Consider the following 22,681-nt stretch of genomic DNA (forward strand, 5'->3'; position numbering starts at 1 on the left):
ACTTGCCCACGTCGTCGTATCGCCCCTCTGGCCTCAAACGTGAATACAAGCTTCCCTTACGTTCTACAATTGGCCTATAACACCTTGGATTGCACCATTCCCTCTTGTAGTTGCTTTGTGTGAACATTCGACTGCTTAAAGAATAGGGAATTGTTAGGTATTTTATTATTACCTCTAAGACAGATATTGGTGTGTTGGGTAGATCGTCCAGAATGAACAAGTGGCATGCCGATCGCTGCAATTGCTGCTCCTCATTCTCGCGTCATCCAATGGTCAACATCATCAGCTGTGCCGCGAACCTCCTTGGCCGCTGCGTCATCGAACCACAATTGAGGACTTTGAAATGGCACTGATGCAGATTGGATCCGGCTCGACTGCCAACGCGGTGCTCGCGGCGCTGTCTCGCTCGCTCGGAATCATCGAGTTCAAGCCGGACGGGACGATCCTGACGGCAAACGAGAATTTCTGCCGGGCAATCGGCTACAGCGTTCCAGAGATGGCCGGCCGCCATCACTCGATGTTCGTCGAGCCCGCCTTTGTAAAGAGCGCCGACTATCGCGAGTTCTGGGCCAAGCTCGGCCGCGGCGAGTTCGACGCCCGCCAGTACAAGCGCATCGCCAAGGGCGGCCGCGAGATCTGGATCGAGGCGTCTTACAATCCGGTCATCAAGGGCGGCAAGGTCGTCAAGGTGGTCAAGGTCGCCACCGACATCACCGCCGCCAAGACGACCGCGGCGGAAAATGCCGGCAAGCTCGACGCGATCTCCCGGGCCCAGGCGGTGATCGAGTTCTCGCTCGACGGCACGATCCTCACCGCCAACGAGAATTTCTGCAGCGCGCTCGGCTACTCGCTCGACGAGATCAAGGGCCGCAAGCACGCGATGTTCGTCGAAGCCGACTATGCCCAGAGCGCCGACTATCGCGAATTCTGGGCCAAGCTCGGCCGCGGCGAGTTCGTCAGCGACGAGTTCAAGCGGATCGGCAAGGGCAGCAGGGCCGTCTATATCCAGGCCTCCTACAACCCGATCTTCGATGCCGACGGCAAGGTCATGAAGGTGGTGAAGTTCGCCAGTGACGTCACCGGCCGCGTCGATGCGGTCAACGCGCTGGCCAAGGGCCTCGGCAGGCTCGCCGAAGGGGACCTCGCACAGCGCATCGCCGAGCCGTTCATACCCAGCCTCGACAAGCTACGCCTCGACTTCAACGCCTCCCTGGGCGTTCTCCATGAGACCCTCGGCCATGTCGGCGAGACCGCGGAGACCATCAAGATGGCGACCGACGAGATTCGGATTGCCTCCGACGATCTCGCCCGCCGCACCGAGCAACAGGCCGCTTCGGTCGAAGAGACGTCTGCCGCGCTCGGCGAACTGACCGATACGGTCCGCGCCTCCGCGGCTCGCGCCGAAGACGCCGGCTCGCTCGTCGCTCGCACCAAGGCCGGCGCGGAGAAGTCGGGCATCGTCGTCGGGCGAGCTGTCGCCGCCATGGGGGAGATCGAAACCTCGTCGAACCAGATCAACCAGATCATCGGAGTGATCGACGAGATCGCCTTCCAGACCAACCTCCTCGCCCTGAATGCCGGCGTCGAGGCGGCCCGCGCCGGCGAGGCCGGCAAGGGCTTCGCCGTCGTCGCCCAGGAAGTGCGCGGGCTTGCCCAGCGCTCGGCCGAGGCGGCCAAGGAGATCAAGGGATTGATCCAGAAGTCGACCTCCCAAGTGACGGAAGGCGTCGCGCTGGTTGGCGAGACAGGCAAGGCGCTTCAGGCAATCGTCGCGGAGGTTCAGGCGATCGACGAGAACGTCAGGGCGATCGTCGAGTCGGCGCGCAGCCAGGCGGTCGGTCTCGCTGAGATCAACAAGGCGGTCAGTTCGATCGATGAAGGCACGCAGCAAAACGCCACCATGGTCGAGGAATCGACGGCGGCTTGCCATAGCCTCGCGCGGCAGACGGAGGAACTGAACGCCCTTCTCGGCAAGTTCGACCTCTCCGGCGAAGCCGGTTCGGTCCAGAGGCCAACGTCTCTTCCGGCCATCACGCCGAAACCGGCGACCGGCGGGCGCCCTAGGCCTGCAACTGCACCGGCGCGCATGCTCCAGAGTGGTCTACGCAAGGCCTTCGCCACCAATGGCAACGCTGCAGTGAAACAGGACAGCTGGGAGGAGTTTTGATTTCTCTCGCTCCTCTCAAAGGAGGGGAGCGGCTAGACCGCTCCCAACTTTCTCAAGAAGCGTCCCTCTTCTGGCCTAAGGCATTCCCATCGCCGAAAGCTGTGGCTTTGCACGCTGTCATGGCGATCGACATCAACATGTCCGGATCAGCGGACGGCCTCGACTGGCGCAGCACGCTCATGCCATTCCGCCAGAAATCGGCATCGCGGCCGCGTCCAGACGCCTTTCCGACCACGATAGCTCCCAGCGGGGCTGTCTTCCAACATTCCCAGAGAAGCCGTTCAGCATGGAGCGCCTGGTCATCAAGCTCTGCATGGCGATCTCCGTGCACTCCCGGCTGACCAATCCCTCCCGCGCAGCCTGCAGGTCTCCGGCATGGGAAATGCCTATGGAAAGATCCGAGTGGTAGCCTGCGGCCATGCAGGAAGTTCAGACATCAAAACCCTCTTCGAGAGGCCACACTTCGACGACGCCGCGAGCAACGGCGCATGGGCTTTTCGAAACTTGCTCAACAGCTTCGGCGAGATCGGCAGCGTCGATGAGCGCGAATCCCGCAACTGGCAAGGCGGACGACGAATAGGCGCCGGGCTCGATCGTGACACCGCGGTCATCATGATTTCGGACTTGTACAGGCTGTCCAGCGATGCCCATCAGGGCGCCATCCCGGACGAGCCCGGCGTCATGAGCATGAGCGGCGTCCCGGACCTTCAGGCTCGTTTGGTCATAGCCTGCTTCGTCACCGTATCCGATCGTCACAAATTTCGGCATCAGGTTTTCCTCAAGGATGACGCCAAGCGGCGGGTTCTCCTATGCACGCACCAGCTTACGCGACGTCGGTCGCTCCATACGTTCTTCAAAGATCGCATAGCCGCCGCGGCCGGAATTCTTGACCCGGTAAAGCGCCACGTCTGCCCGGCGGACAAGGTCCATCTGCGTCAGCGTGTCCCGGAAGGCGATGGCGACACCGATCGAGATGCCGATAATCACCTGCTGTTTGGCCATTTCGAAGGGATTCTGGATGGCGTCGACGATACGACGTGAGAGGATCTCGATCTCGGCGCGATCCGCGACGGAGTCCCGCAGGACTGCAAACTCATCGCCGCCCAGGCGCGCGACCATATCTTCCTGCCGAACCAGCGAAGCCAGCCTCCCGGCCACCTGTCGGATAAGCTCGTCACCCGCCTGATGACCGAGGGTGTCGTTGACGTCCTTGAACCGGTCGAGGTCGAGATAGAGCACCGCGAAGCTCCGCCTCGTCTGCTCGAATTCCCGAATGCGATCTCCCAGGCGGGTCTCGAAGGCGAAGCGGTTGGCAAGCCCGGTCAGCGGGTCGTGGTGCGCCATGTACTCGATCTGCCTTTGCGAGCTGATGAGCTTGCTTGTGGTGCGGTAGAGCCGGAATAGGAGAAGCCCGGCAAGCAGCAGGATCACCATCCCGGCCGCGACCAGGATCGGCATCATCCGGTCGAAGACTTTCGTGCCAGGCTGCTGAACCGTCCAGACGAGATAGCCGAGATCGGCGCCATTCGCAGCCAGAGGGAACGCCGCCTCATGGTCGCCAATCCGGCCCGTCCAGGAGAACCGCGGCTTTTGGATCAGGAAGTCTGCTGCCAGCTTTGCCAGGAAGGGACCATCCAGGAACTCGACGGCCAGATGAACCGGCTCCTCCCCTGCCACCTGCGAGATATTTCCTGTGTCCGAGAGGATCGCCGCGGCACTCACAACGGCCGGCCGATTTTCGAGGAGGACGTACCGCCTGACGAATGTCGGCGCTTCATCGAGAGAAGCTGCAGCCGTCCTTAGTTGCCGAAGCTGCGTCGCGATCGGCTCCAGCAAGCCTGCATGCGAGAAATAGGAATCTGGCCGTGACCGGCTGCCGCCGATCATGGCGTAAATCGAATGGTCCTCACCATCCAGGATGAAGACCCGGTCGATGCCGAAATAGACGTGCATCCAGATGCCGAGGTTTGCGTCGAGCCAATCCGGATCTTGTGCGTCGATCACCACATTGACGGCATCGTCCCATGTGGTGGAGGTCTGCTGGTTCCTGGTTACGTCGGCAATGCGCTGATCGAGCAGCCTCCGGACCAGAGTGGTCTCCCGCTGTATGGACTCGGCATCGGTCTCCCCCGCTGACCAATGGGCCGTGAAGGCGACAAAGGCTCCGATCAGCATCAGAAGGCCGAGGACCGGCAGAAAAAATGCGGCTGTCAGCCGCGTGACCCGGATATCCATCCCGCCTCACCTTGAGCATCGATCAAGATGTACAGGGAATTGGATGCCAAAGGGTTAGCGGCGCGTGCCCGGATACAGCATTATTTATTCAGATTCCCGATGGTCAGAAAAATGCAAGTTACATTCACTATAACCGCAAAGTAGTGACGACTGGCCCGCACTCTCCGCAGAGCGGGCCCCAGGCGTGACCCGCGAGTACCTACCGCAAGGCATACGTCAGATCGTCGTGGATCGCATCATCGTCGAGGACGAACGGATCATGATCAAAGGCAGGACCGACGTTCTACAGGACCTCATCTCGAAGTTCCCGGCCGGCGGCACAGGAGTGCCCACTGCTATTCCGGATTGGTGATCCCGACTGGATTCGAACCAGTGACCCTCAGATTAGGAATCTGATGCTCTATCCTGCTGAGCTACGGGACCACGCGGGGCGCACCATAGTCGAAAAGCCCCTCTGAGGCCAAGCCGCAATCGGGGCGAAAATCGTCGGCTTCCGGCCGCTTCGGGCCCCGGCCCGCGGGCCGGAAGGTCCCGATCCCGGGACCCCGGCCGCTATCAGCCAGCCCTCAGTCGCCCGCGCCACCCCTCAGCCGGCCGTGCCAGCGCCGAGCCGGCGCACGCCGGTGACATCGAGCCCCTTTGCCGAAATCCGGGCGATCGCCGTCTCCAGCGGCTCGATCGCCGTCATCATGTGGAAGGCGTTGGCGTGGAGGAGATTTCGGCCGTCCAGCATGATGCCGACATGGCCCTTCCAGAAGACGAGGTCGCCGCGCCTGAGCGCCTCGATCCCGGCAAGGCGCGTGCCGAGCGCGCGCTCCTGCATGTCGCTGTCGCGCGGGGTCGCAATTCCGGCCATCATGAGGGCGAGCTGGGTGAGACCGGTGCAGTCGATCCCGTTCGCCGTGCGCCCGCCCCACAGATAAGGCACGCCGAGAAAGCGCTCGGCCACCGCCACGAAGTCCTCTGCCTTGGCCGTGACCGGCTCCAGATGCTGCTCGACGATGTAGCCGGCGGGGGCGATCTGCGAATAGCGGGCGTTGTGGTCCTCGGCCGAACCGGTCACCGTGACCAGCGCGCCCATCGGCAGGTCGAAGAGCGGCGGCCGCTTGATGTCGGGCGCCGGGAAGACCAGCGTTCGCGGAACGGGGACGCGGTGCGTCGGCGGGACCTCACCGACCGGCTGCAGCGCGGCAGACGGCACATAGCCGACATAGGTGTCGAGATCCGCCTGGACCCAGGACCAGCCGTCCTCGCGCGTCTCGAACAGCCGGACCGTCTCGCCGAAGAGGAGCTCGGTGTCGAGCGGGGCGTCGTCCGCCGGCCGGCGGCGGAGCGGCGCCGCCGGGCGCGTCACCCGGTACGGCGCGCCTTCGACATGGCGCGCGGCGCTCACCCGGCCTTCCAGCCTGATATCGGCAAGGTCGTCGCGAAACGCGTTGATCCGGGGGTCGAGCCTGTCGTCCGTCATCTGATGCCGCTCATCGTCTTGTCGCATTCCTCTTGGCGGGCATGTCCTCGCCGCCACACAAATCCGCGCCGGCCGGCGCCGGCGCGTCAGCCGGGATAGCGCGCCTTCAGGACGGAGTAGAGCGCGCGGATGGCCTGCGCCTCGCCGCCCACCGGGCCGATCGGCGAGGGCTTCGGGCGCCAGCCATAGATGTCGAAATGCACCCAGATCTTCGCCTTCTCGACGAAGCCCTGGAGGAACAGCGCTGCGGTGATCGAGCCGGCGAAGCCGTCCGACGTGACATTGTTGATGTCGGCGATCTTGGAGGAAAGGTTCGCCTGATAGGGCTGCCAGAGCGGCAGCCGCCAGACCGGGTCGGCGACGGCAAGGCTCGCGGCGGAAAGTTCGCCGGCAAAGCTGCCGTCCCCTGTGTAGAAGGGCGGCAGGTCCGGCCCGAGCGCGACGCGGGCGGCGCCCGTCAGCGTCGCCATGTCGACGATCATCTGCGGCGCCTCCTCGTCGGCGAGCGCCAGCGCGTCGGCCAGCACCAGCCGGCCCTCGGCGTCGGTGTTGCCGATCTCGACGGTCTTGCCCTTGCGGCTGGTCAGGACGTCGCCGGGGCGGAAGGCGGCGCCGGAGATCGAATTCTCGACGGCCGGGATCAGGACGCGCAGCCGGAGCCTCAGCCCCGCCGCCATGACGAGGCGGGCGAGGCCGAGCACATTGGCAGCGCCGCCCATGTCCTTCTTCATCAACAGCATGCCGGACGAGGGCTTGATGTCGAGCCCGCCGGTGTCGAAGCAGACGCCCTTGCCGACCAGCGTCACCTTCGGCGCGTCTTCGGGCCCCCAGCGCATGTCGAGAAGCCGCGGCGCCGAGGCGCTGGCGCGCCCCACCGCGTGGATCATCGGGAAGTTCTCTTCGAGCAGCGCATCGCCGGTGACGACGGAGAATTCCGCGCCGAACTCTCCGGCCAGCGCCCGCGCCGCCGCCTCGAGGTCCGCCGGGCCCATGTCGTTGGTCGGCGTGTTGATCAGGTCGCGCGCCAGGAACACGCCGGCGGCCAGCCGCTCGGCCTCCGCGACGTCGGCGCCCGCGGCGGAAAGCGAGACAGCGCTGTCGTTCTCCCGCGCCGCCGCTCCCTTGCGATAGCGGGTGAAGCGGTAGCCGCCGAGCCGGGCCGAGAGGAGCGCCAGCGTCGGCGAGAGATCGTCCGTCTCGAGCCGCCAGGCGCCGGCCGGCAGCTTCTCGGCGAGCGCGCCCGCGGCAAGCGACCGGCGCTCCGCCTCGCCGTCCCCGTCCTCATGCCCTGGCCGGCCGAGACCGAGAACCGCCGCCGCCGGCTCGCCCCCCTCGCCCGGGACGACCAGGACCGCCCCCGCCTCGCCGGAAAAGCGCATCGCCTTCGCCCAGCTCTGCGCGGCCGGGGGCAGCGCACCGAGCGCGCCGTCGAAGGCGGTGTGGACCGGACGGGCGGACGCGTCGGGGGCGTTTGTCAGGCTGACGATCATCGGGGATCCTCGGGTTTCGATCGGTCCTCGTTAACCGACCATTAGGGTTAACAAAATACTGTCATTCTCAGCGTGCCGGGGCCGGCCGAACAGGCCTTGGCATCCATGTCGGACGGAAATGGGGATGCCAGTCCATGCTCGGGCGCGAAACTAGACCGATTCGCAGGATGCGACAGGGCCTTCTCGCGGCGGCCGCCGCCGGGCTTCTTCTGTCGGCGGGTTGCGCCTCGGTATCGAACGAGACGACCGGCTCGATCAACCGCTCGCAGAGCCAGCGCCCGCTGTCGCAGATGAGCGCCGGCGAACTCCAGACCGCGCTGCGCTCCTACGACGCCGCCTATGAGCGTTCGCCCAAGGACAAGCGGATCGGCATGAGCTATGCCGCGGCCCTGCAGATGGCCGGCCGCAACGACCAGTCGCTCGCCGTCATGCGGCAGGTGGCGATCACCAACCCGACCGATCGCGACGTCCTGTCGGCCTATGGCAAGGCGCTCGCCGCCGCGGGCGATCTGCCCAAGGCGCTCGAGACCATCCGCCGGGCCCAGACGCCGGATTCGCCGGATTGGCGGCTTCTGTCGGCCGAAGGCGCGATCCTCGATCAGTTGGGCAAGCCCGACGAGGCGCGCACCCTCTACCGCAAGGCGCTCGACATTGAGCCCAACGAGCCGACGATCCTGTCCAATCTCGGCATGTCCTACCTTCTCGCAAACGATTTGAAATCGGCCGAGAGCTACCTCAGGGCCGCCGCGGCGCGGCCCGGGGCCGACATCCGCGTGCGCCAGAACCTCGCCCTCGTCGTCGGCCTCCAGGGCCGCTTCGACGAGGCCCAGACGATCGCCTCGGCGGCCCTGTCGCCGCAGGAGGCCGAAGCCAATGTCACCTATCTGAAGCAGATGCTCTCGCAGCAGAACACCTGGTCCATGCTGAAGGACAAGGACAAGAAGGGCGGCTGATCCCGGCCGCGCCGCGGTCACGGGTTCGCTCCCGGTTCGGCCGATCCGGCCATCCGTGTGATGGGCGGGCGGCAAAGCCCCCGGCCCTTCGATCCGCCGCCGACACCCGCGTCACGAACGGGGTTCGCCCGCCGGGACCGAGGCGGCGAGATCATGCCGCCGCTTCGAACGCGCGATGTCGACCCCGGATGCCTCTCGGGATCGACGCCGCGCCGCGCCCTCAGCCATCCGAGTACGGCGCCCTGCCGGCCAAGCGTGAGCATCGCGCAGGACCGAGCAGTCGGAACGGCCCGCGACGTCGCGGCCGGGACGGAACACGCGCACACGCCGTCGTCTTATCCGGCACGGCGGGCAGCCAGGGGACGGCATCCTCGCAACGCGGCTCCCAGAAACGACGCTGACCAACCGGCGGTCCCGCATCGCCCATTGTTGGAAACAGGCGCCAGAGCACCATCCTTTCCGTCGGCATCAGGACCGTGATCAGGCGAGGCGCTTGTGCCGGCCGCCGGCCCCCGGCCGCAGCGCGCCCTTTCCCTTCATGCGCGACGATCTCGCCGATCCCTTTCCGGCATTGATGAAAACGCTCGCTGCCAAAGCGGGATTTTCATCATGCCTCCAGCCTGGCGCCCTCAAATCCCGATGTGTTTCCCGGGCCGGCGCGTTGGCGCCTGCGAACGCTGGTAGAGGCAAGCGAGCTCGACCCGGCGGCAGGATTGATCCGTCTTCGAGGACGGCTCCGCTGCCGCTCCGCGCAAGCCGCTTCTGGAACCGCGCGGCGATCGCCGCACCCTTCCCGCGCGGCGGCAGGCTCAGTGATAGCCCATGACCCGGATGATCGCCGGGCCGATGATCACCACGAACAGCACCGGCAGGAAGAACACGATCAGCGGCACGGTAAGCTTCGGCGGCAGGGCGGCGGCCTTCTTCTCGGCCATGTTCATCCGCAGGTCGCGGTTTTCCTGCGCCATCACTCGCAGCGCGTTGCCGAGCGGCGTGCCGTAGCGCTCCGCCTGGACGAGCGCGGTACAGACCGCCTTGACCCCGTCGAGGCCGGTGCGGATGGCCAGATTGTCGTAGGCCGCCTTGCGGTCCGGCAGGTAGGAGAGCTCGGCGCAGACGAGGATCAGCTCCTCGGCGAGCGGAATCGACTGGATGCCGATCTCGTCGGCGACCCGGCGGAACGCATATTCGATCGAGGAGCCGGATTCGACGCAGATCAGCATCAGGTCGAGCGCGTCCGGCCAGGCCCGCGTGATCGATTGCCGGCGCTTCTGCGCCTTGTTGCTGACGTAGAGGACCGGAAGGTAGAAGCCGATCGAGACCGCGCCAAGCAGGACCATCACCCGGACGACGCCCGGCCGGTTCTGCAGGACGCCGAGGCCGAAGAGATAGAAGGCGGCGACCGACACCAGCACGAGCGGCAGCGCGACGCGCGCGAAGAGGAACAGGGTCAGCGGCCGCTGGCCGCGATAGCCGGCGCCGCGCAGGGTCGACACCGTCTTGTCGTCGACCAGCGCCTTGCGCAGGTTCAGCCGGTCGACGACGACGCTGGCGATGCCCTTGTTGTCCTGCTGGCGCAGCCCCATGCCGCGGCCGCGCTCCTTCTCGATGGCGAGCCGCGCGCGCTCGCGGGCCCGCACCTGGTCGCGTTCGAGCGCCACCGCCTTCATGCGGTTCTTCAGCTCGTTGCCGGACAGGATGGGCAGGGCGACCGAGAGAAAGGTGGCGAATACGGCCGCGGCGACGAGCAGGCTGATGACCATCTGCGTCGACAGGCCGATCACGGCGAACATCGAATCCATGGCGGCGATCGCCCTTTTCTGTTCGCCCGGAATCCGCGCGTGGTGTTCCCGCGCGGCCCGGGCGGCCGTTTCTGTTGCCGATCAGAAGTCGAAGCTGATCATCTGCTTCATCACGAAGATGCCCATCCCCATCCAGATCGCGCCGCCGAGCATCATGATCTTGCCGATATTGGTCGTGTAGAGCGCTACCATGTAGTCCGGCGTCGTCACGCAGATGATCAGGAAGACGAGGAAGGGCAGCGCGCCGATGATCGCGCCGGAGGCCTTGGCCTCCATCGACATCGCCTGGATCTTGCCCTTCATCTTCTTGCGCTCGCGCAGAACCTTGGACAGATTGCCGAGCGCCTCCGAGAGGTTGCCGCCGGCCTGGGCCTGAATGCCGATGACGATCGAGAAGAAGTTGGCTTCCGAGGTCGGAATGTTGCGGTAGAGCCGGGCGACGGCGTCGCCGATCGGCATGCCCATCTGCTGGGACTCCACGATCTTGCGGAACTCGCTCGCCACCGGCTCGGGGGATTCGCTCGCCACCATGCGCAGCGTGTCGTTGAGCGGCAGTCCCGACTTGATGCCGCGCACGATCAGATCGACCGAGTTCGGGAATTCGTCAGTGAACTTCTGCAGCCGCTTCTTGCGCGCCCGCGACAGGAAGAAGCGCGGCAGCCCGAAGCCGGCCACGAAGGCGATGCCCACCGCCGCGAAGACCTGCAGCTTGAACATCAGCGCGAGGACGAGGGCGACGAGGCCCAAGACCGCGCTCAGCCAGATGAACTGCTTCGGCGTCATCGCCGTGCCGGCCTGTTCCAGCCGCCGGGCGAGGCTCAGCTTGCTGGTATGCTTGTCGCGCTCCTTGTTGCGCACCTCCAGCTCCTTCAGCGAGGACTGGATGGTCCTGCGCCGCTTCACCTGTTCCTGGAGCCGGTCGCGCGCCGCCTTGGAGGCCGCGCGGTCGCTTTCGTCACGGATGAACTGGGAGCGCCGCTGTTCGACCTTCTTCTCGCGGGCGAGCAGCGGCTGCAGCAACGCGAAGGCGAGACCGCCCCCCGCGATCGTCGACAGGATGACGAAGAGGATTGCCGCCGGGCCGGACATCAGATCTTCACTCCCTCGTCGGAGACGGCGCTGGCGTCGATCGCCGCGGCGAGGCGTTGCTCTTCGTTGTAATAGCGGGCCCGCTCCCAGAAGTGCGGGCGGCCGACCCCGGTCGAGCGGTGCCGCCCGATGATCCGCCCCTGCGCGTCCTCGCCGAGGATCTCGTAAACGAGCAGGTCCTGCGTGGTGATGACATCGCCCTCCATGCCGAGCACCTCGGTGATGTGGGTGATCCGGCGCGAGCCGTCGCGCAGGCGCGCCGCCTGGATGATGACGTCGATCGAGCCGGTGACGATCTCCTTCACCGTCCGCGAGGGCAGCGAGAAGCCGCCCATGGCGATCATCGATTCGATACGGTTCAGGCACTCGCGCGGCGAGTTGGAATGGATCGTGCCCATCGAGCCGTCATGGCCGGTATTCATCGCCTGCAGGAGGTCGAAGACCTCCGGTCCGCGCACCTCGCCGACGATGATCCGCTCGGGCCGCATGCGCAGGCAGTTCTTGACGAGGTCGCGCATGGTGATCTCGCCCTCGCCCTCGATATTGGGCGGGCGGGTTTCCAGGCGCACCACATGCGGCTGCTGCAGCTGCAGCTCGGCCGAGTCCTCGCAGGTGATGATCCGCTCGTCGGCGTCGATATAGCGGGTCAGGCAGTTCAAGAGCGTCGTCTTGCCCGAGCCGGTACCGCCGGAGATGACGACGTTGCAGCGCACCCGGCCGATGATCTGCAGGATCGTCGCGCCCTCCGGCGTGATCGCGCCGAACTTGACAAGCTGGTCGAGGGTGAGCTTGTCCTTCTTGAACTTTCGGATGGTGAGCGCGGTGCCGTCGATCGACAGCGGCGGCGCGATGACGTTGACGCGGCTGCCGTCGGGAAGGCGGGCGTCGCAGATCGGCGAGGTCTCGTCGACGCGGCGGCCGACCTGGCTGACGATGCGCTGGCAGATGTTGAGGAGCTGCTGGTTGTCGCGGAAGCGGACACCGGTCTGCTGCACCTTGCCGCCGACTTCGATGAAGGTCTGGTTGGCGCCGTTCACCATGATGTCGGCGATGTCGTCGCGCGCCAGCAGCGGCTCCAGCGGGCCGTAGCCGAGCACGTCGTTGCAGATGTCCGAGAGCAGTTCCTCCTGCTCGGCGATCGACATGGCGAAGTTCTTGATCGCGACGATGTCGTTGACGATGTCGCGGATCTCCTCACGCGCGCTCTCATGGTCCATGGAGGCGAGCTGCGACAGGTCGATCGTGTCGATCAGCGCGGCGAAGACCTGGCTCTTGCGCTGATAGTATTCGTCCGAGAGAACCGGCGCCGGGCGCGGCGCATCGACCTGCGGCTCCGGCCGCATCGCGGCGGCGACCGGCCGGACCGGTTCGGGCGCCGGCCGCGAGGGAGCTGGCGACGATGCCGCCGCAGCGGGCCGCGGCTTTTGCTGCAGCGTCGACAGGTCGCCGGTCGATGAGGTGTCGCTTCCGCGCTTTCCGAACATGTCGCGCAGTCTCCTGAGAGTGATGCTGGGTGCGCGCCTATTTCAGGCGCAGGCGACCCAAGAGGCCCGGCCGCTTCGGCTTCTTCACCTCGCCGCGCCCGGTGAGGACGTGGGCGACGTGGTGAAAGGCCTCGATCGCCGGGTGCTTCTGGTCGGTCTCGGCGATCATCCGCCCGCTATTGGCGGCGTTGCCGAAGGCGGCCGGATCGAAGACGATCTCGGCAACCGGCGTCAGGCCGAGCGGCTCGCAGAATTCCGAAGCCGAGATCTCCGGTCGCTTCGGGATCTGGATCTGGTTGAGCACGAGATGCGGCGGAGCATCGTTCGGCCTGAGCTTCTTCAGCGTGTCGACGAGGTTCTTGGCGTTGCGCAGATTGGCAAGATCGGGCGTCGCCGTCAGCACGATCTGGTCGGCCTGTGCCAGGACGTTCTTCGTCCAGTCGCTCCAGGCATGGGGAACGTCGAGCACGACGGCGGGCGCGCCGCGCTGGGCGGTCTCGATCAGCGACTGGAAGGCGTCGGGCGTGAAGTCGTAGGTGCGGTCGAGGACCGAGGGCGCGGCGAGCAGCGACAGATGGTCGGCGCAGCGCGCCAACAGGCGGTCGAGCAGGACGTCGTCCATGCGGTCGGCGGAGAAGATCGCTTCCGCGATGCCCTGCGCCGGATCCTGATCGAAATTGATGTTGGCCGTGCCGAAGGGCAGGTCGAGATCGGCCAGGACGACGTCGCTCTTGAAGAGGTTGGCGATCGACCAGGAGACGTTGTGCGCCAGCGTCGAGGAGCCGACGCCGCCCTTGGCGCCGACAAAGGCGACGGTGCGGCCGAGCGGCTCGCTGTCCTCGGCGACGAACAGCGCGCCGATCACGCCCATCACGTCGGAGATCGAGATCGGCGCGACGAGATATTCGGAGATGCCGCGCTTGATCAGGTCGCGATAGAGCTGGACGTCGTTGTAGTGGCCGATGACGACGACCCGCGAGCCGGGGTCGCAGACCTCGGCCAGCGATTCGAGTTCGGCGACGAGTTCCTCGGGCGGCTGGCGCGATTCCAGGATCACGAGGTTGGGCGTCGGGGCCGAGCCGAAATGCTCGACCGCAGCGCGGATCCCGCCGAGATGAACCTTCAGATGGGCCTTGACCATCCGCCGGTCGCGGCCAGCCTTCTCGATCGGCCCAGCGACCCCTTCGGATTCGCAGAACGCCTGGATCGAGATCCGCGGGATCGGGCGGACACGGTCGAGGCGGCCGCGCTCTTCGGCGTCCTCGGCGGCCTCGCCGGCGGAGTGAGCCCTGTCGATGCTCATGGTCAGCGGCTCCACGTGTAGTCCGATTCGGTTTCGGTGGGCTCGGACACGGTCTTCTTGCCGTTGCGATAGTTGTCGAGCACGGTGTTGCGGCGGCCGGCATCGATCGTGTCCATCCCCCGCGGTCCGAGGAGGTCGCGCGGATCGGCGATCTGGGCCGCCAGGTTCTGCTGGCTGGCGCAGCCGAAGTTGTAATATTCCTTGTTCTCGGACGTATCGCCGAGATCGTCCGGCCAGCGGCCGCAGGGACCGGTCTTGGCGACGAGCGTGTCGAAGGCGAGGCGGATCGGCGTCGCACCCTGATCGCCGATCGCCTGGTACGGCACGACGATGATACGGCTGCGCTCGACGCCGTTCCTGTGCAGGATGGCGACGACGTCATTCGAGACCGCCTGCGCCGCGCCCTGATTGACCGAGCCATAGGGCAGCATCACCCGCATCGTGTCGGCGCCCGAGCCCTTGAAACGGGCGGCGAACTCCTCGACCCGGCTGCGGGCGGACAGCGTCAGCCTGGCCTCCGAGGCAGTGATCGGCAGGTCGATGGCGGTCTCGGCCTGCGAGACCACGATCGGATGGCGGGTCCGGTAGTCGTCGGGGATCGCGCCGACCTCGACATTGTGGACGTTCGCGCAGCCGGCGAAGGCCGACAGGAGCGCGAGGGGCAGGATCGCTCCGAACCGCTCGAGGTGCCGGCGACGCCGGTTCGAGCGGCCGGCGGAACTGACAGGAGGTGTCGTCACGGGCGTGGTCCTCGCAGCGGTCATTTGTAGATGTAGCCGACGACGCCGTGGTACCGGCCGGGCGGCAGATCGGTTTCCATGTGGCCGTAGACGCGGTTGAGGCGGCCGAGGAAATTGGCGGAGCCGTCGCTGGAGAAATTCAGGCCGTCATCCGGCCGGGCCAGCGCCTGACGCGCGACGGGGCGCACCAGATAGGGCGTCACGATGACCACGAGTTCGGTCTCGTAGTGCTGGAAGTCGCGGCTTCTGAACAGCGAGCCGAGGACCGGGATCTTGGACAGGCCGGGATAGCCGGACAGGACCTGCCGGGTCTCGTTGCGCACCAGGCCTGCGATCACCAGCGATCCGCCGGAGGGAAGCTCGACGGTGGTGTCGGCGAGGCGCTTGCGAATGCCGACGGCTCCGACGCCGCCGTCCGCGCCGCCCGACACGTGGTAGGGATTTTCGAATGTCGGCTCCGATACGGACGTCCGGATCTTCAGGCTGATGCGACCGGCGGACAGGACGACGGGGCTGAAGTCGAGCCCGATCCCGTATTCGATCCGCGTGTTGTCCAACTGACGTGTCGCGGGAACCGCGGGCACCGTCTCGTAGATCGGCTGGCCGGATCCGTCATAGCCCTTGAACTGCTGATATGCGGGCGTGCCGGGCGAATATTCCTGCCCCTGCGGTATGGTGAACTCGCCGCCGACCTTGAAGCTCGCCTTCTCTCCGGAGATGGCGGTCAGGCTCGGCTCGGCGAGCGTCTTCATCACCCCGGCCTGCTCCAGCGCGTTGAGCTGCGCGGTGACGTCGTAGTCGCCGAAGGACTTGCTCAAGCCGAGATAGCTGTTGGACAGCGCCTTTCCGAAGGCGAAGGGGTTGTCCATGTTGGCATAGCTGATGCCGTCGTTCACCGAACCGTTGAGGCCGAGCTGCTTGACGACCGAGCGCTGCACCTCCGCCACCGTCACCTTCAGCGTCACCTGATCCTCGCCGGCGATCTGCAGAAGGTTGATGATCTGGCTCTGGCGCCGGTCCTCGGAGGCGAAGGCGACGTCGCCATTGCCGCCCTGCGAGCCGCCCGGGGCCGTGGCCGACTGGATGTACTGGCCGGTGGTCCCCTCGCCGCCGGTCACGAACACCCTGGCGAGGCGCTCGACCTTCGATGCGTCTTGCGGCGTCTGGACGCTGCCGGTCAGAACGACGTTGTCGTTCAGCATCTCGACCGAAACGTTCGAATTGGGGACGTATTTGCGGATCGTCGCCTCGAGCCCCGAGATGTCGCGCTCGATCTTCAGGTCGATCGAGGCGATCTGGCGGTTCTGGGCGTCGAAGACGACGATGTTGGTCTGGCCGATCTGCTTGCCGAAGATGTAGATCCGGCGGGCGTCGCGGGTGACCGCGTCGGCGACGGCGGGATTGGCGACGAGGATGTCGTGGGCGTCGGCCGACAGGACGATGACCTTCGACTTGTTCAGCCCCAGATTGATCGTCTGCTGACCCGCCCGGGCATTGACCACCGCCTGTTCGGCCAGGGCCGGCACGGGCATGGCGAAGGGCACGAGCGCCGTGGAAAGCGCGGCAAGGCCCAGGACCGACTGGCGCAGAGCCGCCGCGATCCTCTGTGTCGGCATGGAAGCGGTCATGGATCTGCCCGTCATTTGGCGTTCGTGGTGACGTCGGAGGACTCGCCGTAGCGGACCACCCGGATCGTGTTGCGCTTGTGGCTCTCCTGGGCGAGCAGGAAGGCAGCGTAGCCGGGGGTTCCGGGGATCGAGTCGGACAGGGAGCGCAGCGAGAGCACCAGCCGGTCGGCCATCTGCTGGGCCGCGGTCAGGGCCTCCGCCTGCTCGGGGTCGACCTCGAGCGTCGCCGTCGATCCGACGACGACCTTGGCGCCGTCCTTCTCCTCGACGGTCTGGTCGATCGCCAGGACGCGCAGATTGCGCAGCACCGTCTCGGTGTTCATGCGCTCCTTCTGCCCGTCGGCATCGGCGACGCGCCGGGTCATGATGACGTCGACATGGTCGTTGGGCAGGATGAAGCCGCCGGCAGCGGTGTCGACCGCGATGCGCACCGAGATCGCGCGCTTGCCGGCCGGCAGGATCGCCGACATGAAGCCGTGGTCGGGGCGGATCAGCTTGGCTTCGCGCACCGGCTCGCCGGCGAAGAAGGACTGCCGGGCGATCGACCCCTTGAGGTCCTCGACCGCGGTCGGCCGGTCCTTCTTCAGAATCAGGGTTGGGCCGATGCCGTCTTCCGGCCATTTCTGCCAGCCGAGCGCGCCATTGGTCGGCTGGCCCATTTCCAGCGCCGTCGTGGTGACCAGGACATCCTCGAGCTTCACAGGCGGCTCGGCCGGGGCCGCGGTGATGATCACCTGGTCCCTGGGCTTGGAACTGGAAAGACTGAGGGCGAGTAGTCCGGCGCCCAAAGCCGCAAGCAATGCGACTCCGATTACCGCGACACGAGCCAGGCTCATCCGATCACTCCCGCAACGTCGCCGCACGTTTGCGGCTGCTCCGGCAGTTATCGGCCCAAAACCCTCAATGTATGGTTAACAAACTCTGTCGAAGACGGGCCGCTCGCGAGCATGGGCGGCCGTCCGCCCGGGGATCGGCGGGCGAAGAGGTTACATCGACGCGCCGAGGAGGCCGGCGGCGATCTTGTCGACCCAGGCGCTCTGCGAGAACACGAAGAGCCCGGCCCCGCCGAGCGCGATACCATAGGGCACGCCGGTCTCGGCGCTGAGGAGGCGGTCGACGAAGCCGATGCCGGTGGCCGGAGCGATCTGCGACCGCGAAAGCAGTAGGAGGATGGTCAGGACGGCGCCGAACACCGAAGCCAGCATGACATAGGAGAACAGGGCCGGGGTAAGGCCGAACCAGACCGCCGTCGCGGCGAAGAGCTTGGCGTCGCCCCCGCCGATCCATCCGGCGGCGAAGGCCGCGAAGCCGAATGAGAGGCAAGCCACACCGGCCACCAGATGCATGCCGATCTCCCCTGCGGGCATTCCGGTCAGCCAGGCGAGAAGCGGGAAGGAAAGGGCCAGCACGGCCGACACCCGGTTGGCGATCGTCATCGACACGAGGTCGGACAGGGCCGCGTAGATCATCGCGAACGGAAACACCAGGAGGCCAAGGGAAACGATCATCATGGGTTCGCTCCGTCGCGGGAAGGACCGCGGCAAACGGTCCGAAATGGCAGCCTGGTAGGCCGCAATCGCCATTCGATGCGCGGCGGACATCGGGCGGGAGTGAAGTATCCCGTTCGCTCCGCAAAGCCGCTGGAATCATGATGGGCCGCCCCGGGCGTCTAGCCCGAGCCGGCCCCTGATCTCCCGCCGGCGCGCCCCGACAGGGAAAGCGCCGCCGGCGGCTAGGATCAGCTCGGCTGCATCGAGGCGCCGATGGACGTGAAGGCGGTGCCGATGTCGCCGCCGAGCGCGGTGAAGGCGGCGATGATGGCGGTCGCCATGATGCCGGCGATCAGACCGTATTCGATGGCGGTGGCGCCGGATTCGTCCTTGAGGAAACGAACGAAGATCTTGGACATGGGAACTCCTTACAACCGTTTGTAACACTCCCGTCGACTGTTCTTCGTCGATCGGATGGAGCGACACTAGGTATGCCGAGCTTGCCATCGACTTAAGGGAACTGGTTGATTTTTCCTTTTCCCGGCGGTCGGTGAAGGAAAGGTGGAATTTTCGGCTGATGGAACAGGCCTTAATCCTTCGTTCACGCTATCGGGAGAAGTTGAGGCGGTCGACAACGAACGCCCTGCCGGATGCACCGATGACCCGTTTCCTCAGCCTTGCGATTGCCGGTCTCATCATGGCCCTGTGCCTGCCCGCTCCGCAGGCCGTCGCCGCCGGTTCGTCCGTTCTCGGCGTCGCCGTCGATCATGCACGCATTCTCAAGATCGACCGGCCGGCCGCCACCGTGATCATCGGCAATCCCGCGATCGTCGACATAGAGGTCCTGAGCAGCGACCGCCTGGTCCTCACCGGCAAGAGCTACGGGATCACCAATGTCGTCATCCTCGACAGCGACGGCAACGCGATCCTCGACCAGCAGGTCGCTGTCCAGACCTTCGAGGACAGCACCGTGCGCGTCTACCGCCAGGCGAGCCGCACGACCTTCGCCTGCGCACCCAAATGCGAGCCGACGATCACCATCGGCGACGATCCGGAGGCCTTCGCCAAGGCGCTGACGCAGTATCAGCAGCGCCAGCAGATGGCGACGGAGGCCGCAAAGCACTGATTCCCGGCGGCCGGTTCGATCACCACATTTGAGCCGGCCAGCGGGCAGGACTCCGACATAGCGCTCGCACCCCAGACCGCCCAGCCGGCAAATAACCGGGCATTCCCGGGCGTCAGCGCCGCCGGCGACGGCCCAAATTCCCGCTTCCCATGACCGATTGCGGCCTTCGCACGGCCAGCACACGCGATTGCGCGGAGATTGCTAAGGGTTTGCTTACGTCCCTTGCTTAAACTCCGCGATCGGCGAACCCTTTTGCCGAGGAGCGAGGCGATGCAGGCGGGCAAAGGCGCGACGGACGCGAAGGCAAACGGACCTTTCAGGGCATTTTGCAGATTCCTGAGGGATCGGCAGGCGGCGACGGCGGTCGAGTTCACTCTGCTCGCCGCGCCCTTCTTCCTGCTCCTGATGGTGCTCGCGGAGACGTCGACCGTGTTCATCGGGGAACTGGTCCTCGATCACGCCGTCGCGCGGGTCGGCCGCGAGGTGCGCACGGGCCAGGTGACGAACGCCAATCTCAGCAAGGCCCAGTTCGAGCAGATGATCTGCGACCGGGTCAACTTCCTGATGGATTGCTCCAAGCTCAATGTCGACCTCAGATCCTACGGCAGCTTCGCCTCGATCCCGACCAACATCCCGGTGAAGAACGGCGACATCGACACCGCCGCCCTCGGCTTCAGCCTGCCCGCCACGCAGACCATCACCGCGCTGCGCGTCTATTACAAATGGCCGCTCTACACCGACGTCATGCGCGAGATCTCCACCAAGATGGACGACCGCTCCTTCGTGATCGTCTCCAGCGCCGCCTTTCGCACGGAGCCGTTCTGATGCGCGCCTTCCGTCGGCTCTCCCGCCGCCTTCCCCTGATCGCCGCGCTCGCCAGGGACCGCCGCGGCGTGAGCGCGGTGGAGTTCGCGCTCGTGCTGCCCTTCCTCGCCATGCTCTACATGGCGGGCTCGGACACCTCGATCGCGGTTTCGGTCAACCGCAAGATCCACAATGCCTCCGCCACGATCGACGATCTGGTCACGCAGTCGGAGGGCATGACGTCCGGCGAGCTCGACGCGCTGATGAACGTCACCGCCTCGCTCGTCGAGCCCTACGACCAGGACGAAGTCTTCATCCGCGTCACCCAGGTGAAGATCGACGCGAACGGCAGGCAGACCGTCGACTGGACCCGTTCGCGCAATCCCAAGAGCGGCTTCACCATCTACAAGAAGGGCGACACCTACAGCCTGCCCACGGACTTCAAGGCCGAGCGCAGCCTCTACGTCATCGTGACCGAGGCCTATTTCGACTTCCATCCGGTCGGCGGCTATGGCCTGACCGGGCCTATCAGAATGGGCGAAACGAGCTATCTCTACCCGCGGATCGGGACGAGCATCACCTGCAGCGGCTGCTGACGCCGCCTTGGGGCTGCGTCCCGCAAGCGCAGGAGGGATGATTGGCCCGGGCAGTTCTGATGGTCCTCGATTCCGTCGGCATCGGCAGCGCGCCGGATGCGGCGGCCTATGGCGACGACGGCGCCGACACGCTCGGCCACATCATCGATGCCGGCCGGCAGGGCTCGGCCGATCGCAAGGGTCTTCGCAAAGGCCCTTTGCGTCTTCCCAACCTCCAGCGCCTCGGCCTCCTCCACGCCGCCGGCCGCGAGAGCGAGAATGATCCCGAAGCGCGCTGGGGCACGGCGGCCGAGGTCTCGCACGGCAAGGACACGCCGTCCGGCCATTGGGAGATCGCCGGCGTTCCCGTCACCTTCGACTGGGGCTATTTTCCTGAGACCGTGCCGACCTTCCCGGCCTCGCTGATCCAGCAGATCGTCGACGACAGCGCCATTCCCGGCATTCTCGGCGACCGCCACGCCTCGGGCACCGAGATCATCGCCGAACTCGGCGAGGAGAGCATCCGCACCGGCAAGCCGATCTTCTACACCTCCTCCGACAGCGTCCTGCAGATCGCGGCGCATGAGACGCATTTCGGTCTCGACCGGCTCTACGAACTGTGCGCCACCGCGCGCCGGCACGTCGATCCCCTGAATATCGGCCGCGTCATCGCCCGGCCCTTCGTCGGCGAGACTGCCGGCGACTTCCGCCGCACCGCCAACCGGCGCGACTATTCCGTGCCGCCGCCCGAGCCCACCCTCCTCGACCGCGCCCTCGAGAAGGGCAGGCAGGTGATCGGCATCGGCAAGATCGGCGACATCTTCGCCCATCGCGGCGTGTCGAAAGTCTTGAAGGGCGACGGCAACATGGCGCTGTTCGACCGCATGCTCGAAGCCGTCGACGCGGCGGGCGACGGCGACCTCGTCTTCGCCAATTTCGTCGATTTCGACATGCAGTACGGCCATCGCCGCGACGTCCCCGGCTATGCCGCCGCGCTCGAAGCCTTCGACACGCGCATTCCCGAGCTCGAAGCCCGGCTGAAGCCCGGCGATATCGCCATCGTCACCGCCGACCACGGCTGCGATCCGACCTGGACCGGCAGCGACCACACCCGCGAGCGCGTGCCGGTCCTCGTCTTCGGCCCCGGCCTCGCCCCGGGGCCGCTCGGCGATCTCAACACCTTCGCCGATATCGGCGAGAGCGTCGCCGCCCATCTCGGCCTGCCGCCCGGCCCGCACGGCAAGAGCTTCCTGTGAGCCGGGAGCAGGCCAGCGCACCGGCCCGGCGAGCGACGCCGGCCGGCTGCGTTCCGATGGCCGAACTCCACTGCCATATCGAGGGCGCCGCCGATCCCGGCCTCGTCTGCATGCTGGCGCGGCGCTACGGCATCGACCTCGGCGACATCGTCCGCGACGACTTCTATGTCTGGCACGATTTTTCGAGCTTCCTCGCCGCCTATGACCGGGCTTCGACCGTGTTCCGCAGCGAGGAGGACTTCGCCGAGCTCGCCACCGACCATCTGACCCGGCTCGCCAGCGCCGGCACGCTCTATGCCGAATTCTTCATCTCGCCCGATCACGCAAAACTCTCCGGTGTCGCGCCCGAGGCCTATGCCGCTGGCCTTGCCACCGGCATCGCCCGGGCAAGGGAGGCGACCGGCATCGAGGCGCGGATGATCGTCGTCGGCGTGCGCCATCTGGGTGTCGAGGCGGTGGAACGCGCCGCAAGATTCGCCGCCGGGCCCGGCCGCCGGGATATCACCGGCTTCGGGCTGGCCGGCGACGAGCGGATCGGCGCGCATGCCGATTTCCGGAAGGCGTTCGACATCGCGCGCGATGCCGGCCTCGGCCTGACGATCCATGCCGGCGAGGTCTGCGGGGCGGAGAGCGTCCGTGCCGCGATCGACGCCGTCGCGCCGCACCGGATCGGCCATGGCGTCCGGGCGATCGAGGACGCAGCGCTCATCGCCGAGATCGCCCGGCGCGGCATCGTTCTCGAAGTCTGCCCCGGCTCCAATCTCGCGCTCGGCCTTTATCCGGACATCGCCTCCCATCCGCTGAAGCGCCTCGTTGCGGCCGGCGTGAAGGTGACGCTCGGGGCCGACGATCCGCCCTTCTTCCGCACCAGCCTGGCTGCCGAATACCGGCTCGCCGCCGAGGCCGGCATCGACGCGCCCGGCCGCCTCGCCTTCACCCGCACCGCGATCGAGGCCGCCTTTGTCGACGAGACGACCCGGCGCCGGCTGATCGACCGCCTGATGCTGGCGGCGCTTTCGCTTGGCGCGCCCGGCACATCGCAGTAGGAAGGCCCGCAGGAAAAACCAAAAG

Annotated in this window: 21 protein-coding genes and 1 tRNA gene; 8 read left to right on the top strand and 14 right to left on the bottom strand. The window is 66.3% G+C overall.

Annotation, left to right across the window (positions count from 1 at the left end; all coding sequences use genetic code 11):
- Positions 1-343 precede the first annotated feature (343 nt).
- The gene (locus LH400_RS05080; protein WP_229151588.1) at positions 344-2,167 is read left to right on the top strand and encodes a methyl-accepting chemotaxis protein; all 1,824 of its coding nucleotides are present in this window, start codon (positions 344-346) and stop codon (positions 2,165-2,167) included.
- Positions 2,168-2,596: 429 nt separating this feature from the next.
- On the opposite strand, the gene LH400_RS05085 is transcribed toward LH400_RS05080, so the two are convergent.
- Both LH400_RS05085 and LH400_RS05090 read right to left on the bottom strand, forming a co-directional pair.
- Positions 2,597-2,935 (bottom strand): YciI family protein, encoded by a 339-nt coding sequence (locus tag LH400_RS05085; protein ID WP_229151589.1) that lies wholly within the window; start codon positions 2,933-2,935, stop codon positions 2,597-2,599.
- Between the two features lie 39 nt (positions 2,936-2,974).
- Positions 2,975-4,402: a diguanylate cyclase domain-containing protein gene (locus LH400_RS05090; protein ID WP_229151590.1), complete on the bottom strand. Its 1,428-nt coding sequence runs from the start codon at positions 4,400-4,402 to the stop codon at positions 2,975-2,977.
- Positions 4,403-4,586: 184 nt separating this feature from the next.
- On the opposite strand from LH400_RS05090, the gene LH400_RS05095 reads away from it, so the two are divergent.
- Complete coding sequence (locus tag LH400_RS05095) at positions 4,587-4,754, top strand: hypothetical protein (RefSeq protein ID WP_229151591.1); 168 nt, start codon at positions 4,587-4,589, stop codon at positions 4,752-4,754.
- On the opposite strand, the gene LH400_RS05100 is transcribed toward LH400_RS05095, so the two are convergent.
- From LH400_RS05100 to LH400_RS05110, 3 genes are all read right to left on the bottom strand, one after another.
- Positions 4,749-4,825, bottom strand: a tRNA-Arg gene (locus LH400_RS05100). The genes LH400_RS05095 and LH400_RS05100 overlap by 6 nt on opposite strands.
- Before the next feature lie 163 nt (positions 4,826-4,988).
- Positions 4,989-5,870, bottom strand: a complete 882-nt coding sequence (locus LH400_RS05105; protein WP_229151592.1) for a C40 family peptidase — start codon at positions 5,868-5,870, stop codon at positions 4,989-4,991.
- A gap of 86 nt (positions 5,871-5,956) precedes the next feature.
- Positions 5,957-7,360, bottom strand: a complete 1,404-nt coding sequence (locus LH400_RS05110; protein WP_229151593.1) for a leucyl aminopeptidase family protein — start codon at positions 7,358-7,360, stop codon at positions 5,957-5,959.
- Positions 7,361-7,527: 167 nt separating this feature from the next.
- Here LH400_RS05110 and LH400_RS05115 point away from each other — a divergent pair, with 167 nt between their 5' ends.
- Positions 7,528-8,313: a tetratricopeptide repeat protein gene (locus LH400_RS05115; RefSeq protein WP_229151594.1), complete on the top strand. Its 786-nt coding sequence runs from the start codon at positions 7,528-7,530 to the stop codon at positions 8,311-8,313.
- Positions 8,314-9,122: 809 nt separating this feature from the next.
- On the opposite strand, the gene LH400_RS05120 is transcribed toward LH400_RS05115, so the two are convergent.
- The 9 genes from LH400_RS05120 to LH400_RS05160 all read right to left on the bottom strand — a co-directional run bounded on the left by LH400_RS05120 (position 9,123) and on the right by LH400_RS05160 (position 18,268).
- On the bottom strand, positions 9,123-10,115 hold the full coding sequence (locus LH400_RS05120; protein WP_370638333.1) for a type II secretion system F family protein: 993 nt from the start codon (positions 10,113-10,115) through the stop codon (positions 9,123-9,125).
- 81 nt (positions 10,116-10,196) lie between these two features.
- On the bottom strand, positions 10,197-11,204 hold the full coding sequence (locus LH400_RS05125; RefSeq protein WP_229151595.1) for a type II secretion system F family protein: 1,008 nt from the start codon (positions 11,202-11,204) through the stop codon (positions 10,197-10,199).
- Complete coding sequence (locus LH400_RS05130) at positions 11,204-12,688, bottom strand: TadA family conjugal transfer-associated ATPase (protein ID WP_229151596.1); 1,485 nt, start codon at positions 12,686-12,688, stop codon at positions 11,204-11,206. The genes LH400_RS05125 and LH400_RS05130 overlap by 1 nt, the downstream gene beginning before the upstream one ends.
- A gap of 37 nt (positions 12,689-12,725) precedes the next feature.
- The gene (locus LH400_RS05135; RefSeq protein WP_229151597.1) at positions 12,726-13,991 is read right to left on the bottom strand and encodes a CpaE/TadZ family protein; all 1,266 of its coding nucleotides are present in this window, start codon (positions 13,989-13,991) and stop codon (positions 12,726-12,728) included.
- A gap of 2 nt (positions 13,992-13,993) precedes the next feature.
- A complete protein-coding gene (locus LH400_RS05140) occupies positions 13,994-14,731 on the bottom strand; it encodes a CpaD family pilus assembly protein (protein WP_229151598.1) in 738 nt (245 codons plus the stop codon).
- Positions 14,732-14,751: 20 nt separating this feature from the next.
- Entirely contained in the window at positions 14,752-16,359 is a 1,608-nt protein-coding gene (locus LH400_RS05145) for a type II and III secretion system protein family protein (RefSeq protein WP_229151599.1), read from the bottom strand.
- A gap of 11 nt (positions 16,360-16,370) precedes the next feature.
- Positions 16,371-17,195: a Flp pilus assembly protein CpaB gene (cpaB, locus tag LH400_RS05150; RefSeq protein WP_229151600.1), complete on the bottom strand. Its 825-nt coding sequence runs from the start codon at positions 17,193-17,195 to the stop codon at positions 16,371-16,373.
- Positions 17,196-17,345: 150 nt separating this feature from the next.
- Positions 17,346-17,870: an A24 family peptidase gene (locus LH400_RS05155; RefSeq protein WP_229151601.1), complete on the bottom strand. Its 525-nt coding sequence runs from the start codon at positions 17,868-17,870 to the stop codon at positions 17,346-17,348.
- 227 nt (positions 17,871-18,097) lie between these two features.
- Entirely contained in the window at positions 18,098-18,268 is a 171-nt protein-coding gene (locus LH400_RS05160; RefSeq protein WP_229151602.1) for a Flp family type IVb pilin, read from the bottom strand.
- A 239-nt stretch (positions 18,269-18,507) separates the two neighbouring features.
- On the opposite strand from LH400_RS05160, the gene LH400_RS05165 reads away from it, so the two are divergent.
- The 5 genes from LH400_RS05165 to LH400_RS05185 all read left to right on the top strand — a co-directional run bounded on the left by LH400_RS05165 (position 18,508) and on the right by LH400_RS05185 (position 22,656).
- Positions 18,508-18,975, top strand: a complete 468-nt coding sequence (locus tag LH400_RS05165; RefSeq protein WP_229151603.1) for a pilus assembly protein N-terminal domain-containing protein — start codon at positions 18,508-18,510, stop codon at positions 18,973-18,975.
- Between the two features lie 270 nt (positions 18,976-19,245).
- Positions 19,246-19,800 (top strand): TadE/TadG family type IV pilus assembly protein, encoded by a 555-nt coding sequence (locus LH400_RS05170; RefSeq protein ID WP_229151604.1) that lies wholly within the window; start codon positions 19,246-19,248, stop codon positions 19,798-19,800.
- A complete protein-coding gene (locus LH400_RS05175; protein ID WP_229151605.1) occupies positions 19,800-20,375 on the top strand; it encodes a TadE/TadG family type IV pilus assembly protein in 576 nt (191 codons plus the stop codon). Before LH400_RS05170 ends, LH400_RS05175 begins: the two co-directional genes overlap by 1 nt.
- 41 nt (positions 20,376-20,416) lie before the next feature.
- Positions 20,417-21,610 (top strand): phosphopentomutase, encoded by a 1,194-nt coding sequence (locus LH400_RS05180; protein ID WP_229151606.1) that lies wholly within the window; start codon positions 20,417-20,419, stop codon positions 21,608-21,610.
- Positions 21,611-21,666: 56 nt separating this feature from the next.
- Complete coding sequence (locus tag LH400_RS05185) at positions 21,667-22,656, top strand: adenosine deaminase (RefSeq protein ID WP_229151620.1); 990 nt, start codon at positions 21,667-21,669, stop codon at positions 22,654-22,656.
- Positions 22,657-22,681: the final 25 nt, after the last annotated feature.

The organism is Jiella soli (assembly GCF_020615385.1).
Taxonomy (GTDB): domain Bacteria; phylum Pseudomonadota; class Alphaproteobacteria; order Rhizobiales; family Rhizobiaceae; genus VKMB-3413.

Bases quoted from the DNA above. Each gene is read 5' to 3' on its own strand.
- LH400_RS05130 (WP_229151596.1), bottom strand. From the start codon at position 12,688: ATGTTCGGAAAGCGCGGAAGCGACACCTCATCGACCGGCGACCTGTCG.
- LH400_RS05110 (WP_229151593.1), bottom strand. From the start codon at position 7,360: ATGATCGTCAGCCTGACAAACGCCCCCGACGCGTCCGCCCGTCCGGTC.
- LH400_RS05185 (WP_229151620.1), top strand. From the start codon at position 21,667: ATGGCCGAACTCCACTGCCATATCGAGGGCGCCGCCGATCCCGGCCTC.
- LH400_RS05165 (WP_229151603.1), top strand. From the start codon at position 18,508: ATGACCCGTTTCCTCAGCCTTGCGATTGCCGGTCTCATCATGGCCCTG.
- LH400_RS05080 (WP_229151588.1), top strand. From the start codon at position 344: ATGGCACTGATGCAGATTGGATCCGGCTCGACTGCCAACGCGGTGCTC.
- LH400_RS05105 (WP_229151592.1), bottom strand. From the start codon at position 5,870: ATGACGGACGACAGGCTCGACCCCCGGATCAACGCGTTTCGCGACGAC.
- LH400_RS05170 (WP_229151604.1), top strand. From the start codon at position 19,246: ATGCAGGCGGGCAAAGGCGCGACGGACGCGAAGGCAAACGGACCTTTC.
- LH400_RS05155 (WP_229151601.1), bottom strand. From the start codon at position 17,870: ATGATGATCGTTTCCCTTGGCCTCCTGGTGTTTCCGTTCGCGATGATC.
- LH400_RS05120 (WP_370638333.1), bottom strand. From the start codon at position 10,115: ATGGATTCGATGTTCGCCGTGATCGGCCTGTCGACGCAGATGGTCATC.
- LH400_RS05160 (WP_229151602.1), bottom strand. From the start codon at position 18,268: ATGTCCAAGATCTTCGTTCGTTTCCTCAAGGACGAATCCGGCGCCACC.
- LH400_RS05115 (WP_229151594.1), top strand. From the start codon at position 7,528: ATGCGACAGGGCCTTCTCGCGGCGGCCGCCGCCGGGCTTCTTCTGTCG.
- LH400_RS05125 (WP_229151595.1), bottom strand. From the start codon at position 11,204: ATGTCCGGCCCGGCGGCAATCCTCTTCGTCATCCTGTCGACGATCGCG.
- LH400_RS05175 (WP_229151605.1), top strand. From the start codon at position 19,800: ATGCGCGCCTTCCGTCGGCTCTCCCGCCGCCTTCCCCTGATCGCCGCG.
- LH400_RS05135 (WP_229151597.1), bottom strand. From the start codon at position 13,991: ATGAGCATCGACAGGGCTCACTCCGCCGGCGAGGCCGCCGAGGACGCC.
- cpaB (WP_229151600.1), bottom strand. From the start codon at position 17,195: ATGAGCCTGGCTCGTGTCGCGGTAATCGGAGTCGCATTGCTTGCGGCT.
- LH400_RS05090 (WP_229151590.1), bottom strand. From the start codon at position 4,402: ATGGATATCCGGGTCACGCGGCTGACAGCCGCATTTTTTCTGCCGGTC.
- LH400_RS05145 (WP_229151599.1), bottom strand. From the start codon at position 16,359: ATGACCGCTTCCATGCCGACACAGAGGATCGCGGCGGCTCTGCGCCAG.
- LH400_RS05085 (WP_229151589.1), bottom strand. From the start codon at position 2,935: ATGCCGAAATTTGTGACGATCGGATACGGTGACGAAGCAGGCTATGAC.